The organism is Ignavibacteriales bacterium (assembly GCA_020635255.1).
Taxonomy (GTDB): Bacteria; Bacteroidota; Ignavibacteria; order Tepidaquicellales; family Tepidaquicellaceae; genus JAEYVS01.
In genome coordinates this window covers 1,398,233-1,415,015 of the sequence record JACKAC010000001.1, presented here as the reverse complement: position 1 = coordinate 1,415,015, position 16,783 = coordinate 1,398,233, and the positions used below count along the sequence as shown (strand labels likewise).

Annotated in this window: 16 protein-coding genes and 1 tRNA gene; 4 read left to right on the top strand and 13 right to left on the bottom strand. The window is 38.5% G+C overall.

The genetic code is table 11. The features are described 5' to 3' along the window. The 13 genes from purL to H6614_06330 all read right to left on the bottom strand — a co-directional run bounded on the left by purL (nt 1) and on the right by H6614_06330 (nt 12,988). Nucleotides 1-2,253, bottom strand: coding sequence for a phosphoribosylformylglycinamidine synthase subunit PurL (gene purL, locus H6614_06390; GenBank protein MCB9243283.1), 2,253 nt, complete (start codon nt 2,251-2,253; stop codon nt 1-3). Continuing rightward, nucleotides 2,240-2,815, bottom strand: coding sequence for a hypothetical protein (locus H6614_06385; GenBank protein MCB9243282.1), 576 nt, complete (start codon nt 2,813-2,815; stop codon nt 2,240-2,242). Before H6614_06385 ends, purL begins: the two co-directional genes overlap by 14 nt. Then, on the bottom strand, nt 2,812-3,573 hold the full coding sequence (locus tag H6614_06380; GenBank protein ID MCB9243281.1) for an EI24 domain-containing protein: 762 nt from the start codon (nt 3,571-3,573) through the stop codon (nt 2,812-2,814). The genes H6614_06385 and H6614_06380 overlap by 4 nt, the downstream gene beginning before the upstream one ends. 3 nt (nt 3,574-3,576) lie before the next feature. Further along, nucleotides 3,577-4,722, bottom strand: a complete 1,146-nt coding sequence (locus H6614_06375) for a methionine adenosyltransferase (protein MCB9243280.1) — start codon at nt 4,720-4,722, stop codon at nt 3,577-3,579. Between the two features lie 28 nt (nt 4,723-4,750). Then, nucleotides 4,751-6,820, bottom strand: a complete 2,070-nt coding sequence (locus H6614_06370; protein MCB9243279.1) for a 4Fe-4S dicluster domain-containing protein — start codon at nt 6,818-6,820, stop codon at nt 4,751-4,753. 78 nt (nt 6,821-6,898) lie between these two features. After that, entirely contained in the window at nt 6,899-8,371 is a 1,473-nt protein-coding gene (locus H6614_06365; GenBank protein MCB9243278.1) for a glycosyltransferase family 39 protein, read from the bottom strand. A 3-nt stretch (nt 8,372-8,374) separates the two neighbouring features. Continuing rightward, nucleotides 8,375-8,797, bottom strand: a complete 423-nt coding sequence (locus tag H6614_06360; protein ID MCB9243277.1) for a YjbQ family protein — start codon at nt 8,795-8,797, stop codon at nt 8,375-8,377. Next, entirely contained in the window at nt 8,794-9,555 is a 762-nt protein-coding gene (locus H6614_06355) for a type III pantothenate kinase (protein ID MCB9243276.1), read from the bottom strand. Before H6614_06355 ends, H6614_06360 begins: the two co-directional genes overlap by 4 nt. 63 nt (nt 9,556-9,618) lie before the next feature. Further along, a complete protein-coding gene (locus H6614_06350) occupies nt 9,619-10,203 on the bottom strand; it encodes a hypothetical protein (GenBank protein ID MCB9243275.1) in 585 nt (194 codons plus the stop codon). 54 nt (nt 10,204-10,257) lie between these two features. After that, nucleotides 10,258-10,866, bottom strand: a complete 609-nt coding sequence (locus tag H6614_06345) for a bifunctional nuclease family protein (GenBank protein MCB9243274.1) — start codon at nt 10,864-10,866, stop codon at nt 10,258-10,260. 66 nt (nt 10,867-10,932) lie between these two features. Then, on the bottom strand, nt 10,933-11,946 hold the full coding sequence (locus tag H6614_06340) for an electron transfer flavoprotein subunit alpha/FixB family protein (GenBank protein MCB9243273.1): 1,014 nt from the start codon (nt 11,944-11,946) through the stop codon (nt 10,933-10,935). A gap of 26 nt (nt 11,947-11,972) precedes the next feature. Then, nucleotides 11,973-12,722, bottom strand: a complete 750-nt coding sequence (locus tag H6614_06335; GenBank protein ID MCB9243272.1) for an electron transfer flavoprotein subunit beta/FixA family protein — start codon at nt 12,720-12,722, stop codon at nt 11,973-11,975. A gap of 193 nt (nt 12,723-12,915) precedes the next feature. Next, nucleotides 12,916-12,988, bottom strand: a tRNA-Met gene (locus tag H6614_06330). Nucleotides 12,989-13,748: 760 nt separating this feature from the next. Between H6614_06330 and H6614_06325 the strand changes: the two genes are divergently transcribed. The 4 genes from H6614_06325 (at nt 13,749) to H6614_06310 (ending at nt 16,723) form a co-directional block, all read left to right on the top strand. Further along, the gene (locus H6614_06325) at nt 13,749-14,621 is read left to right on the top strand and encodes a hypothetical protein (protein MCB9243271.1); all 873 of its coding nucleotides are present in this window, start codon (nt 13,749-13,751) and stop codon (nt 14,619-14,621) included. 311 nt (nt 14,622-14,932) lie between these two features. Next, nucleotides 14,933-15,394, top strand: coding sequence for a hypothetical protein (locus H6614_06320; protein ID MCB9243270.1), 462 nt, complete (start codon nt 14,933-14,935; stop codon nt 15,392-15,394). Between the two features lie 162 nt (nt 15,395-15,556). Then, entirely contained in the window at nt 15,557-15,838 is a 282-nt protein-coding gene (locus tag H6614_06315; GenBank protein ID MCB9243269.1) for a DUF4160 domain-containing protein, read from the top strand. A gap of 192 nt (nt 15,839-16,030) precedes the next feature. Further along, nucleotides 16,031-16,723 (top strand): TIGR02206 family membrane protein, encoded by a 693-nt coding sequence (locus H6614_06310; protein ID MCB9243268.1) that lies wholly within the window; start codon nt 16,031-16,033, stop codon nt 16,721-16,723. The last annotated feature ends 60 nt before the right edge of the window (nt 16,724-16,783 follow it).

The window sequence follows — 16,783 nt, the reverse complement described above, 5'->3', positions numbered from 1 at the left end:
TTAGTTTTGCATTAGCTCGTCAAACATTTTGTAATACTTCTGTGAAGCCTCGTCTGTGCTAATAGATATATCATCGTTGATCTTAATATCTTTTCCAGTTACGGTGCCGATTTCTTTTACAGGAACGCCGTTATTTTCACAAATAGAAATTATCTCGTCGATTTTATCTTTGTCGGCAGTAATTATTATCCTGCTTTGGGCTTCACCAAAAAGTTCAAAATCCTTTCTGTTTGCAAAGTCAATTCTGACATTACATCCTAAAAGATTCTTCTTATCCATTATGCAGGCTTCAGTCAGAGCAACTGCAATACCGCCTTCGGATGTATCATGTGCGGAATTTATTAGTCCTTTCTCAATTAGTTCAAGTGTGCAGTCCTGCAGAGCCTTTTCTTCATCCAGATCAATTTGAGGTGAATCACCGGTAACTTTATGGTGTATGAAGTTAAGGTACTCACTTCCACCGATCTCATTACAATTTTGTTTTCCAATTAATAGAATCACATCACCTTCTTTTTTGAAATTACTCGTCATCATTTTATTAATATCTTCTATCAAACCTATTATACCAATTGTCGGAGTAGGGTACACTGCAAAATCCTGCGACTCGTTATAAAAACTTACATTACCACCGGTAACAGGTGTGTCAAATTTGCGACATGCGTCACCAATGCCCCGTATTGCTTCCGCAAACTGGTAATACACTTCCGGATCGTAAGGATTGCCGAAGTTGAGACAGTTCGTAATGCCGAGGGGTTTCCCGCCGGTGCAGACAACGTTTCGGGCGCACTCACTGACTGCAGTAATACCACCCATGTAGGGATTCAGATAGACAAATTTACTGTTGCAATCAACTTTCATCGCGAGACCCTTGTTCGTTCCCTTTATTCTTACCACGGAAGCGTCTCCACCCGGGACGATAACAGTGTTTGTTCTGACTTCATAATCGTATTGTTTGTAAACCCAAGTCTTGTTTGCGATATTAGGTGATGTGAGAAGCTTAAGTAAAGTATCGTTGTAGTCGGAAGGTTCAGAAATAGTGTTTGGATCGAAGGAGCGTGTATCTTTAAGATACTCCGGTTCCTTTTGTTCGCGTGTATAAACCGGGGCTCCTCCACCAAGCACGAGGGCATCAGCTGGTACATCCGCTTCGAGCTCTCCTCGATGGTAAACCTTTACCCTGTCCTCATCGATTACTTCACCTATCTGCAAGCAGTTAAGATCCCATTTTTCAAAAATATCGATAGCTTCTTTCTCTTTTCCTTTTTCTACAACAACAAGCATTCTTTCCTGTGATTCGGAGAGCATTATTTCGTAAGCTGTCATGGTTTCATCTCTCAAGGGTACGTTATCGAGGTCGATCTTCATTCCGCATTTTCCTTTTGCGCTCATTTCGCTGGTTGAGCAGGTAATCCCCGCTGCGCCCATATCCTGTATTCCAACAACTACACCTGATTGTATTGCTTCTAGTGTGGCTTCGACGAGAAGTTTCTCTGTAAAAGGATCGCCAACCTGTACGCTCGGTCTTTTCGATTCAGATTTTTCCGATATTTCCTCGGAAGCGAAGGTTGCGCCGTGTATACCGTCCTTTCCTGTTGATGAACCAACAATAAAGACGGGGTTGCCTGTACCCATTGCTGTTGCGGTAGCAGTCTGATTATGCTTAACGATACCTACTGCCATGGCGTTAACGAGGGGATTATCCTGGTAGCATTGCTCGAAATAAACTTCACCGCTTACCGTAGGTACACCGAAGCAATTTCCATAGTCACCAATACCTTTAACAACATGGCTGAACAAATATTTTGTTCTGTCTATTTCTTTCTCGCTTGAATTTCCATTAGGTAGTATCTTACCGAAGCGCAAAGAATTCAAAGCTGCGATCGGACGGGCACCCATAGTAAATATATCTCTGAGTATTCCGCCAACTCCGGTTGCGGCGCCCTGGTAAGGTTCGACTGCGGACGGGTGATTATGCGATTCAATTTTAAAAGCAACAGCAAGACCGTCTCCAATATCGATCAGTCCGGCATTTTCTTCACCTGCGCCGACAAGAAGCTTTCCTCCTTCACGTGGAAGGGTCTTAAGCTGTTTTATGGAGTTTTTATAGGAGCAGTGCTCACTCCACATCACCGAGAAAATTCCCAGCTCTGTATATGTAGGTGTCCTGCCCAGTAAATCAAGTATTCTTTGGTATTCATCTTCCTGCAGACCTAACTCTTTTGCAAGTTCGAGATTGACTTCAGGGTAGCTCATTTATTAATCTTTTAAAGTTGTTATATTTTTTTGTTATTTCGATTATTGCTCTTGCCGCTTCATCCACGGACTTTACTTTGCATTTCACTTCAACATCATTATAATCACCACCTGAGCAGGGAAGTCCCAGGAAGAAACAGTAATCGGATTTGTGTTTGTATACTTCCACTTCATCACGATCAGAGATAGGGTCCGGACATCCTTCATACAGGTCGTAACTAAATCCTTGCAAAACATCGCCAAGAAACTCTCTTATAACAGGCGAGTTTGCCTTTTCAATTACAATGTCCTTATCTGTAGGAGTTGCAGTTACGTCCATTACTATAACAAGGTCATCCTTTTGGATGTCCTGCGCAACTTCGATAGCTCCGGCAAAGTCGGTTTCCTCGCCGTATGTAAGTTCTATCCAAACATCTTCAGGCTTTATTTCACCGCTAAAGTACGCCTTCATCGCTGCATACACACCTACGAAGTTATCAAGATATCCGACATAAGAATCGCCCTCGATTCTCAGTTTTGTTGTCTTAAAATTTGTATCAGAATGAGCAGAGATTAAGATCACTTATGAAAATTTTTAATTTGATCGAAATATTTCTTTTCGTAGAAAAGGGAAGTACCGGCTACAACCAGTACAGGTTTAAAGAATACGTTTATTATCGGCAAAAACATCATCAGAAATGCCATAGCGCCAAATCCATATGAGAGCAATCCGCCGGAATTTACGACGGAAAGCTTCTGCCTCAGCTTATAAAACCTTCGTGTCATTGGATAGTCAAGATAATCAAGCGCGTTAAAAAAGAACGAGAATGTGATTCCGAGAATGCTTGATAGAACCGTTCCAACCGCCGGAACGAAATTTAAAAAGAAGATAGGTACTATTATACAAATATTAAAAAGCTGTTTAAAAAACTCTGCTTTAATACTTAAGAAATTTTCCTTCCAGAATCCAAGGTTAGTTTCGTAGTTTGTATTCGTAATGATCTTTTCAACTGCTCTCGATATCCGGTCTTCAAAGGGCGCATTTACCAAACCGCCAAGTGTAATAAATAGAAGGTAGCAGATGAATAAAAGTACGATAAAAAATATCACCGATAACAGAGCATGAAACATAACCTGGATCACATTCGGGTCGCCGGTACCTGCCCCGGTAATATCCTCGGATATTCCGTATAGCCAGCGGTATGTAAAGAAAAAAATAGTCCCGTAAATTACCAGATTAAGTATGATCGGGACTATTGAATATAGTATTATCTTTGGTTGCTTAAAGAAAAAACCCAAACTTCTTATCGGGTAAAAGAACCCGAAGAAGAAATCTCTCATTATCTATTTAATAGCGTTCGTAAGATTATCTTTCAGATCTAATTTTTCCCAAGTGAAATCAGCATCGTCTCTTCCGAAGTGTCCATAGTTCGAAGTCTTTCTGTAAATAGGTCTCTTTAACTGCAATCTTTCGATGATCCCTTTTGGGGTCATATCGATTTCATTCTTAACGATGCGCGCAAGTTCTTTATCGGGAAGTTTACCTGTGCCGTGTGTATAAGCGTAAACCGATACAGGTTCAGCTACTCCAATTGCATATGAGAACTGTAACAAGCATTCGTCAGCAAGCCCGGCTGCAACAATATTTTTAGCAATATGTCTCGCTGCGTAGGTCGCGCTCCTGTCCACTTTGGATGGATCTTTTCCTGAGAATGCTCCGCCTCCATGAGGAGCTCTACCGCCGTATGTATCAACAATTATCTTTCTGCCTGTTAGTCCCGTATCACCGTGCGGACCACCAATGACGAATTTTCCGGTCGGATTAATGTGGAATTTTGTTTCATCATCAAGCAGATGTTCAGGAATAACCCTCTTTATTACTTTTTCAATAACATCTTCACGGATAGTTTCCTGTGATACGTCATCATCGTGCTGAGTGGAAATAACAACCGCATCAACTCGTTTTGGCTTAGCATTGTCATCATACTCGACTGTCACCTGTGATTTAGAATCCGGTCTGAGATAAGGCATAACGTCGTGGTGATGTTTCCTTATGTCAGCAAGCTTCTGCACAAGTTTATGAGCGTAATATATCGGCATTGGCATAAATACGTCCGTTTCATTATTAGCGTAACCGAACATTATTCCCTGGTCACCGGCGCCACCTGTATCTACTCCCATTGCAATATCGGGAGACTGTTTATTTATGCACGACAATACGCTAATCGAGTTGAAATCAAACCTGTATTCTCCTTTTGAGTAACCAATATCACTAACGACCTGTCTTACAATGTGGGGAATATCAACGTAGTGTGTTGTAGTAATTTCACCGCCAACTACCACCATTCCCGTTGCGCAAAAAGTTTCACACGCTACTCTTCCATCCGGATCATGGGTAAGAATATCATCCAGCACCGCATCCGATATCTGGTCACTTACTTTATCGGGATGTCCTTCACTTACAGATTCCGATGTAAAAAAATACGACATGAATTATTTCTCCTATATTAAAATAAATTTATTGTTCTTCTTCTTTTAAATGACCCTCTTCCGGCTTAGTATACGCCGAGGGGTCTACACTCTCGAGTACAAGCTCTGCAATATCCTTAACAGCAACAGTTTCAGCTTTCTCTTTAGCTTTTACACCATCGGTAAGCATCGTCATACAGAATGGACATGCAGATGCGATCGTAGTTGCACCAGTTTCCAATGCTTCCTCTGTTCTTTCTATATTAACGCGTTTGCCTTCATGCTCCTCCATGAACATCCTGCCGCCTCCGGCGCCACAGCACAAACCCTTGTCTTTCGAGCGAGTCATCTCTACTACATCAATGCCGGGTATTGATTCCAGTGACTCTCGCGGAGGGGTATAGACATTATTATACCTGCCAAGATAGCATGAGTCGTGATATGTTGTTTTGGATTTAATTTCTTTTTTTGGAGTAATCTTTTTCTCCTCTAACAGCTTGTCTATGTATTCAGAGTGGTGAGTAACGTCCAACTCTAAACCAAATTTTGAATATTCGTTTTTCAACGTATGCATGCAATGTGGGCATGCCGTTACAACTTTTTTTACTTTGTAATTTTTAAAAGTCTCAATATTCTGCTCGATAAACTGTACCGCGAGGAATTCGTTACCAAGCCTCCTTGCAGGGTCGCCCGTGCATTTTTCTTCACTGCCGAGTACTCCAAATTTTATTCCTGCTTCGCTAAGAAGTTTAGCGAACGACTTTGTAACGTTCCTGTACCTCTTGTCGAAAGCTCCCGCGCATCCGGACCAAAAAACGACATCCAATTCTTCAGCAGAACCTATCTCACTCAGTTTTTTGAGCTTATTATCTTTATTCTCCTGCTCCATTTCTTTGGAAAGCTCATCTATCCATTCATTTCTAGCATCTGCTCCGAATGCCCATGGCGATTCATTGTTTTCAAGGTTCTTGAAGACGGTATTGAGCTCAGGAGGGAAGTCGGATTCCATCATTGCGAGGTCTCTCCTCATATCAACGATAGACGTAACATGGTCGATCATTACGGGGCATTCCTGTACACATGCTCTGCACGTAGTGCAAGCCCAGAGTTCCTGAGGAGTTATGTAGTCGTGAACGAGATCTTTGTCAAGTATCGGGTCTTCTTTAATACCTTTAACAGCGAGGGGACCTTTGTCTTCAACGCGTCTTCGTATTTTTGTTACGATCATCTTCGGGTTCAGCATCTTTCCGGTCAAATTGGCAGGACAGACCTCGGTACATCTTCCGCACTCCGTACATGTATAGCCATCCAGCATCTGTTTCCAGGTAAGGTCTTCGATGTCTTTTACGCCGTATTGTTCGATGCTCTCGTCCTCAAAGTTGATCGGTTTCAGCACTCCGTTCGGTTCAATACGGTAATTTGAAAAGAAAGTATTTGGCACCGATGAAAGCACGTGGAAGTGTTTCGAATAGGGAAGATAGTTTAAAAACGAAAGCACAACTATATTATGTCCCCACCAAAAGAACCTGTACATAAATTCCGACCCATTACCACCGATGAGATTTGCTATCATAGTGGAAATCGGTCTATAACCCGTGGACTCGCCCAGCATTATTCTTTCGACGCTTGTTCCGAACATCGTTACCATTACGAGTAATATCAGTAAAAGTATGAAAGTTGCATCGAGGCGAGAACCGCTGCTAATATTTTCGAGTCGCTTTGGAGTACCGACATATCTTCTGATCAGCGATAGAGTCACTATCACAAATACCAGTGCTCCAAAGAAATCCTGTGTGAATGTAATAACGTTATATAGAGGTCCGAGGAAAGAGAGTGAGAATCCGGGGAAGAAACCTTCAATGAATCCTTCGAGCACTACAATACCAAGTACAAGGAATCCCCAATAGATACAGAAATGTAAAAATCCCGCGAATCTTCGTCTAAATAATTTTGTCTGGAGAAAGGCGATCTCGAACGTATTAATAAGCCTTTGCTTGATATTATCCCACCTGTTTTCGCTCTTCCCGAGTTTTAGGTACGAGAGGAAATTCTTTACCGAATATGCAAAAAATCCCAGCGCTCCGAAAAGAACTATCGCAAATATGATGGTATTTATCATTCAGCGGGATTATTAAGAAATTGTTAATAGCATAAGTTATGTAATATGTAGGTAATTTTAAAGATAATTAAGAGGGAATTACCTTCTTACGAAGTAATATATCATTACTTTCTCCGGAATTACAATAAATGTCTCTTCCTGCTTCATATCGAAGCCGATCGCATTCATCGAGGATACAATGTTGTCATATCCATCCCTTCCAAGCGAGCTGTAATCCAATACCAGCCATAAATTTTCAATGCTTTTGTTATTATTTAAGGAATCTACGATACCTTTAAGGCTGTAGTCAATTATAATCGGAGCGGGGAGGTTGGTTTCTTCTCTTTTATTGAGATATTTGATAGACCAACCCATGTAGTGAGGCTCAACAACAACATAATCACCGTCGTGATAATTCTTCTCCAGATATTGAATGATCTGCCTGTAATCGTTGTTTTTAAAGTCCATTTCATACTCGAACTTAGTACCTACCGCACTGACCAGTATAAAAAATGTTATAATAGTATATGATATCTTTTTATTTTTGAGTGATAGTGCAAATATCACATAGGACATAATAAAGAAGGGGATAATGATACTGATATATCGTGATAACAGAAGACTGTTCTTATAAGAGATAATGACCGCAATGATCATAGGTATTGCAAAAAATGTGGTAACGACAGCAGTATCACCTATAATCTCTTTTCTTTTTATCATGATTACGAATAGTATGCAGTAAATAATTACGAGAGAAAGCGTAACATAATTAGAAATATGATAGATAGATGCAGACTTATAATAAATGAAGTAGCTGAAGAATATCTCACGAAAGAATGCGAAAGTATTCAATGTAAGTGATGAAAAGTCCTGCGGGGTTCTCCAGGATTGTCCTTTAGACACCTGTCCAAAGAACTCCGAAAACCATGGTATATAAGATAGGAGGATTATTATAAAAAGAGGAGCAAAGGTTTTTAATAACGTGAAATCGCTTTTTGCTCTGATCTGTCGGTATAATACTATCAATCCCTCTGTTAAAATAACCAGAAAAGCAAAGTAATGTGTGTAAATTGCAAATACAGAGAAAAGTACAAAAAGGATGCTTGCCCGCTTGCTTCTACTTTGAAGTAAAATCATGAAAAAGTAAACGGAGCCAAGACAAAGGAAAGTATTCATCATGAACATGCGTACTTCCTGAGCGTAGTGAATATTGACAGGGGATAATGCATAAAGAATAATTATTGCAAATACTTTCACGTCATCTTTTAAAATGTCCTTAGAAATTCTATATATAAATACCAGGCTCAGAATGCTAAAGAATACTGACAGGGACCGCATTGCAAAAACAGAATCAGAAAAAATGGCTGTCCAGCCCTTAAGGACAATATAAAAAAGGGGAGGGTGTATATCGCCGGCTGCTGCTTTTATTATTCCGGCAATGCCGTACAGGGATGTATTCCATGAGTATATCTCATCGAACCACATGTTCTTGTTCTCGATCAGATTTACCCGCAGGTATAAGGTAAATAGGAAACCCAGCAGTATGAGTATTTTACCTTTGTCTATTTTCAAAATTTATTCGCCGATGAATTGTACGATTATTCGCCTCGTGCGTTCCCTGTTATCAAAATCCAGGAACACTACCTGTTGCCAGGTGCCGAGATAAAATTCTCCGTTGCTGAATGGTATTGTCAAAGAGGATTTGTATAGTGAAGATCTCAAATGTGAATGTCCGTTGCCGTCACCCCATGTATCATTATGATGATATTTCTTGTACTGAGGTATTAATTCATCAAGAAATTCAGGGATGTCTTTGATTAGTCCCGGCTCGTACTCCACTGTTGTTATAGCTGATGTTGAACCGATAGAAAACACCGTGCACTGTCCCTGGTTCATACCTGTCTCTCTCAAAAGATCTATCAGGTCGTCAGTGAGATTTATAATATCACAGTTACCTCTGGTCTTCTTTATTATTTCATTTGTGGAGATCCTTATCATACTTTCTTAAAGCTTTTGTGGTTAAGGATAACATTAATTCCCTTCATTACGAGGTCTTTATCGACAATGTCAAAGCACTCTGTATGATGCGAAATATAGTCGGAGTAACCACCTGTTCCAATTACAAAGAGATCTTTATATCTCTTCCTTAATTCACTTGCGGCTCCTTCGATAAAGAAAATCGTTTGTTGAACTGTACCTCCAGCAATACTTTCCTTTGTACTGTTAAAAATAAGTCCCTCCTTGAACTTTGTGCCCGGTTTAGGCAGGGGAGTGTTTGTTAAAAGCCCCTGCATTCCTACTTCTATCCCCGGCGCAATGCTTCCACCGATGAATTCGCCGTTTATTATAAGATTTAATGTGGTTGCTGTTCCCAGGTCTATTACCAGTATTTGAGGTTTTTTATAAATATAGTATGCGGCATTAATAGATGATACTCTATCATTACCGAGTCTGCTTTTGTAGGTTATCTTTACATACGGGGAGGTCTTATTATCAATAAATACGGCGCCGCTTTTTTTAAATTTTTCCTCTAGTTCTTTTTTGATGTGAGGGTTTGTAACAGATATTCCGGTATTACCGATCGTGCCAGGTGTTATATATAGAGAAGAGTAGCTTCGCAGAACTTTAGAAAACTCGTCCTTGAATTTACTTTTGTCGTACTTGTAGGCTTTCTTTTTTTGAATATTTACATCATCCTTTGAAAGCCCAAGTTTGATATTAGAATTACCTATATCTATTAAGAGATTTTCTCTCATATATTCAAAAAAAGCGCAAGAGGTTACCCTTACGCTTTTAATATCAAATTTATAATTCTAATTCTATAAAGAGAATTCAATCCCCGCCGTTAAAAAGTATCCGGAAATATTTCCTTGAGGTTGAACATCGCTAACAATAATCTTGTACTTACCATCAAAGAGCAGGTTATAGTTTGTTCCAACATCATAGAGTCTTATACCTCCCCCTACGTCAAGTCCAACTTTAGTAACTGTTTGAACTTTATTGTCATAGAAATTTATTCCGATGCCACCGTCAAGGTAGGGTTCAAGTTTTCTGTCATTTGAAAGCCTGATCCTTGCGAGTCCACATATTTCAAAATTACTGGAGTTTTCTACTCTCCAGTAGTTTGCTTGCGGAACAAAGGAAAATCCTCCGTAACTGACATTAGCAAACATGCCAATCGTCAGTCCCGTATTATCTTCTACAAAGGCACCACCAGCCTGAACACCCAGTGTAATGATAGTACCGGTTGCATTAGGGGATAGGTAAGTAGAGTTTACTCTTTCGTTAAGTGAAATTTTGTCCGCGTCTTTGCTCATTTTTTCAAGGTCAGCAAGAGATTGAGCCTGCGAGATATTTACGAAAATTAAAGTGATAAACGTTAGTGCTAATATTGTTTTTTTCACTATTGGTTTATTTTGATTTCTAAAAGAGTGAATACAGGATTCTATTTTTAAGAACTAATTTAAATTAGGGTTTATTTTTTTAATTTCATCTCGTAATACGGCTGCTCTTTCATAGTCTTCTTTCGATATTGCCTCATCCAATTCATGTTTTAGTTTATTCAGTTTTCGGTTTTCGGTCGAAGTTTCTTCCGCGACTTCTTCCTCTTCATATTCGGAGCCATCATCATTTTTTGAAGCACTCTCTTCTCCCTCCGGCAGAAAACCTACTTCATCCATAATAAAGGATGCAACGTATATCGGTGCAGAGAATTTAAGCGCGATCGCAATAGCATCGGATGGTCTTGCGTCAATTTCATCCACAGCGGCGACGTCAAACTTTATTTTTGCATAAAACGTGGAATCCTTGAGGTCGTTGATAGTAATGCTTGATACGTTATAGCCGAAGGTTTCTATTATGTTTTTAAGGAGATCATGTGTAAGCGGTCTGGGAGGTTTTATTCCTTCAAGTTCGAATGCAATAGCCTGTGCTTCGGATTGACCAATAATGATCGGCAGTCTTCTTTCTCCCCCAACTTCTTTTAAGATGATGGCGTAGCCACCACCCTGCATTGTCGAAGACAGGGATAATCCGAATATGTCCACCTGTATTACGTCGTTATCCATGTATCTCTTTGGTTCTTAAATATTAATACATTAACTAAGATAAAAAGTTTCGTGAATCTTTCAATATCAATTGGATAATACATTTTTTAGCTCATCTTTGAGTGCTGGTAATATCTCAAATACATCACCAACAATTCCATAATCGGCTATTTGAAATATCGGTGCATCTTTGTCCTTATTAATGGCGACAATACATTTAGCAGATGACATACCCGCCAGGTGTTGAATAGCTCCACTGATACCACATGCTATGTATAGATTTGGTGAAACGGTTTTGCCTGTCTGCCCAACTTGCTCTGAATGAGGTCTCCATCCGGCATCTACCACTGCCCTCGAAGCTCCCGTTGCGGCTCCAAGTACTCCCGCCAGGTCTTCAATGAGATTCCAGTTTTCGGGACCCCTCAGTCCTCGTCCGCCGGATACAATTATACTTGCTTCTGCTACATCCAGTTTTTCTGATGAAACCTTTGTCTCTTTGACTACAGATCTGAAATCATCCTGAGTGATATTAAGAGAACCTACATCGACAACCTCAACTTCAGCGCTTCCGTCGCCAGTCTTTTCTGCTTTGAATACATTTGGTCTCAAGGTGAGTACGATCTTGTCACTATTAAATGCAACTTTAATATAGCTCTTTCCAGCAAAAACAGGTTTCTTTGCGATTATTTTCCCACCATCGACCTGTATATCAACACAGTCAGGACAGATAGCGGATTCATTTTTTACAGCAACTCTTGGAGCAAGGTCTTTGCCAAGGGATGTTGCTGACATAAGGATAATATCCGTATCCTGACGTTTTGCTATTTCACTAATGACCTTTGCAAATGCAGACTGGGAATATTCAAAACCTGACGTTCCGCTTTTACTATTGAGGTCGTTGAGATCAACAACTAATACTTTTTTTGCACCAAAAGCGCCAAGATTTTTTGCTTCATCTTCAATGCCTGAACCTATTGCCAGAACTTCGAAATCGGAACTGAGTTGTTCGGCAAGTTTCTTTGCTTCGGTTACTACTTCCTGAGCCGGGTTTTTAAATTTTCCGTCTTTCGCTTCAGCTACTGCTAATATCTTATTTGACATATTCTATTTTTAAACTCGTTTAGATTTTAAATTACTTTTGCTTCTTCACGTAGAAGCTTCACTAATTCCGGTACGGATGCCGCGCCGTCGTTGAATATCTTTCCTTCACCTTTTGCCGGAGGTAAACTCATTTCCAATATTTCATATGTATTACCGGTGTAAGTAGGGGGGACTTCCTCTATCGTTTTCTTCTTAGCAGCCATTATGCTTTTCAGATTAGGATACCGCGGTTCGTTCAGTCCCTTTTGAGCACCTATGACAGCCGGCAACGAGGTTTCCACTATCTCCTTACCGCCTTCAATTTCTCTTTCCGCAGTGATCTTTCCATCATTTATTTCCATCTTTACGACGACATTTACGCATGGAAGGTTTAACATTTCCGCTACCATTTTTGGCACTACCATTCCATCATAATCGATTGACTGTTTTCCGAATAGGATCAGATCAGGATTTTTATCTTTTAAATAGTCAGCAATATTTTTTGCAGCAGTATATGAGTCGAAGTTATCGGTATCGGATTTGATTAGAACACCATTTTCAATACCCATCTGGAAAGCCTTCTTAATAGCTTCTTTAGCTTTATCTGTTCCAAAGGAGATGGCGGTTGTGGTGGAACCTCCTTTTTCCTGGAGCTGTACAGCTTCCTCTACCGCAAATTCATCGTAGGGGTTAATTATAAAGCTTACCCCGTTTTCATCTAAAGATTTTCCATCGGATGCAACTTTTACTTTAGTAGTGCTGTCCGGTACTAATGAAACGCAAACAAAAATGTTCATATTTAATTATTAAAGAGTGGTTTGTATTGATTATTTAAAAACAAAAATAGGCTTAATGGAATGCAAAATCAATTTCAAACGCAATATACATCACCTGTATATATATGAAACGATTGATTTTAAAAGTTATTGGGGTGAAAGTTAGCGGCTAAATAAAAAAGAGTCTTTGAAAAATCAAAGACTCTTACTCTAGTAGCGGGAGAAGGATTTGAACCTCCGACCTTCGGGTTATGAGCCCGACGAGCTACCAGCTGCTCCATCCCGCGGTATAAATAAATATAGACATTTTACGTTTAACATTCAATGAATAGGGCAATCCCATTATCCATATAGGATTTCTGCGTTTCTAAGCTCAAAGTTATCTTTTTGTAAAGTGATTTTATTCATAAAATTTCACTTGACAAATGTGATAATTTATATTAATTTTGTTGTAGATTGATTCTACAACATTTTTTCTAATAAAAATCAAGGAAATGAACGCAGAAGTATTAGAGATTTTAGGTAGTGAATGTATAATATTCCCGAAAATAATAAGGCTTGACATTTAAATTTTTTTGTTCTAATTTTGTCGTAGATTAATTCTACAACAATATTGAAGCTATATAAAATGTTAACAACGAAATTAAACAGAACGCCCATGGGATTTATAATTTTCCCATAAGATCACTGTTAAAATCACGGGAATCGTTTTCGTGAAAGATTTATCTTGACAATTAAAATGGAATTTCCAATATTGTTGTAGGAAATTTCTACAACAATATTGAGACAGGCATTGTAAGCGGTTATGCTTGCATTGACCTGTTTTAGTGTTAGGTTTATGGGGTAGGTTTACTGGTAGTATTTTACAATAGCCTATTCTTATACGAGGGTAATCTAAATTGGGAGTGCAGTGTGTTCATTTACGCATGGTGCATTTGAAAAAACCCAATATTTATATTACATATTGCAGAACACTGCATATGCAATATAGGTTATCTCGTTAAAGATTAAAACAATAAAACGCTAACTAATTTAATTGTCTGTCCTTTGGAAAATTTAGATGAGATAAAGCTTTACTTAAAGAAAATTGGATTCACAGAGAATGAATCGAAGGTTTTTCTCGCTCTTTTAAATGGCAGTCAGATGAGTGCATCTGAGGTAGCAAAAGCTGCCGGGATCAGAAGAACGGATATATATGACATACTTAAGGTATTTGTGGAACGCGGATACTGTAATGAGATAGAAACAAATACTATCCTAAAGTATGAAATCATAGATCCACGTGTAATATCTGATAAGATCATACATGATATTAAAACAGAATCGAGCCAAAAAATCGACGATGCATCTGAATTATTGAAAAAGGTAATACCGTTCTATAATACTGGAGGCAACTATGGTAAATCCATGAACATTGAACTGGTCCGTGGATTTAATAAACACAGGATGATCAGATTTATGGAACTTATTAAGAACTCAAAGGAAGAAATACTCATGATGAATAGGATGGAAGGGGAAGTCTCTAAAGAAGCCGATAATATAACACAAGATTTTATTAGAAGAGGTGGAATATATCGTTCGATTTACGAGGTGAGTTTAAATTTTAAAGTTAAAAGAGACGAGAAGTATACTGGTGTAACTTTAAATGAGTTCATTGATATATGTAAATTTTACGAAGAAAATGGAGAGCAAATTCGGCTAACAAAAATGTTAACAGTCATCCTGGTAGTTTTTGATCGTGAAATTGTGTATTTGAATATTCATGATAAGAGTATTCCAAAGCATAATAAAACAGATATTATTGTAAGGAATAAAGAGTTTGCTCAGTTCTTTGTAAATATTTTTGAACTTTGTTGGAACCAATCATTCACCGTAGATGAATTTAGAGAAATGTCTTTAATAAAGTCAAGTTCTGCCTAATTTGAAATATAGATAATACTAGATTACTCAAAATACTGATAAATAAAAAACAAATTTAAAAAACAAAAAAGCCGTAAAATCGGCAAGGAGATTTAAAATGCAAAACTTAAATCCAATTATTCCAACTTTTAGTCCAATTATTCCTACGTTTAATCCAATTATTCCAACTCACAATTGTGATGTTGAAATGGGTAGCCCGATTATTCCTACTTTCGCTCCAATAATCCCTACTTGCAGCGAACCCATAATTCCAACTTGTTAATTAACAAATTTTAAAATTAAAAGTAGAGAATAACTCGGAGGACATAAAAATGTCGAATAAAATAAAAAGTTTAATAATTATAATTGCAGTATTTTCATTCGTTTCACTCGGTGCAACGTTTGATACTACAAATATCAACAAAGTTGATAAATCATTTGTAGATGGACCTTTATTTCCACCAAATGACGGGATGGGTCCATTATTACCACCAGATGATCAGCATAACACACAAATAATTCTTGCTGATAATCCATTACTTCCGCCAGATGACGGGATGGGTCCATTATTACCACCGGATGATCAGCACAGTGCGCAAATAATTCTTGCTGATCTAGATATGCCATTATTACCGCCAGATGATGGCGATGGTCCATTATTACCACCTGATGATGTGTCATCGGTTACAATACAACTTGTAGACGTTCCAATGCTGCCGCCGAATGACGAGGACGGTATTATTTTCCCGAATCCTGTACCGCCTACAACAAGTGCAGTAACATCTATTTCTTAATAGGTGATAAAATTAACGTGTGAATAGAACGATCAAATACAAATACTGAGATAAAAAAATGAAAAGAATAATTACCATACTAGATCATATTATTTTTCCCGGTACTGAGAAACAAAAAGGCAGTAAATAAATTCGATCAGGGAAATTAAAATGATGACAAAAATGAAAACTGACCAAACGAACATAACAGGTGCCGCAGAACGTGTGGCTGAATTTGACGGCATAAGGTTTTTTATGCTGCCTGCAGGATCAGATATGTATAATTTCCCTAACTTCCGTGTGAATTACAAAGGTACGAGCGCAGTATTTTCTATCGATGAGCCCGCGCTCGTTAAAGGTAAACTGCCCGTTGATATTTCGATAAACATTCTGAAATGGGCAAAGGAACACCAGAACGATCTTTACAAAAATTGGGAAAGTATGCCTCCCAAGAAGGCTGTTTGAATGATTAATGCTATAAGGGATAAGGAATTGAATTACGAGTTTTATACAAAGAACATTCTTATTATTGAGGAGAAGAAAAGAGTTTTGCCAGATAAGTGAGGGTGAAATGTTACCATTTAACCTCCTGATGAGCCTGTGGATTCTTTCCACAGGCTTTTTTATTTTTGTCTATAAGCAAACTGATATTAGAATTTGAACGATTTCACTCTATTCAATCTTCCTCACATTATTGTCCTGATACTGACAGTGGTATTTTCGTTTGCGTTTGCCTATACTGCCAGGAAGTTCCCATCGACCGAAAAGACGCTCTCATGGACACTAATAATTTTAATTATTATAACTACCTCAGCATTTATTGCAGATAAATATGCTAACGGATATCTCTCGATCAAAGGTAACCTGCCAATGCAACTCTGCGACTGGGTCATCATTTTAGTAATTATTACTTTTATAACACGTAGTCAATACTCATATGAGACAGCTTATTTTTGGGCTATGGGCGGAACGCTTCAGGCTCTAATAACCCCCGATATAACGGTAAACTTCCCATCACCAGGTTTTATAATTTTCTTTGTTAATCATTCCAGTATTATAATCAGTATAATGTACTTCACCTTTGCATTTCGGTTGCGTCCATACCCGGTTTCAATAAAGCGGACCTTTATTTGGACACAAGTTTATTTTATTTCGGCTTTGTTAATAAATATTGTTCTCGGAGCCAACTACGGCTTTATAATGTATAAACCAGAGCAGGGGAGTATTTTGAATTTTATGGGTCCGTGGCCTTATTACCTTATTTCTCTTGAGATCCTTGCACTAATCTCCTTCTTTATTTACTACTTGCCTTTTTATATTAATGACAAACTATCTAAGTCTACCAAATAATCTGCAAGTTTTTCTTCCGGTTATCGTCAAATCTACGTATTGAATTTAAACATTAAAAGA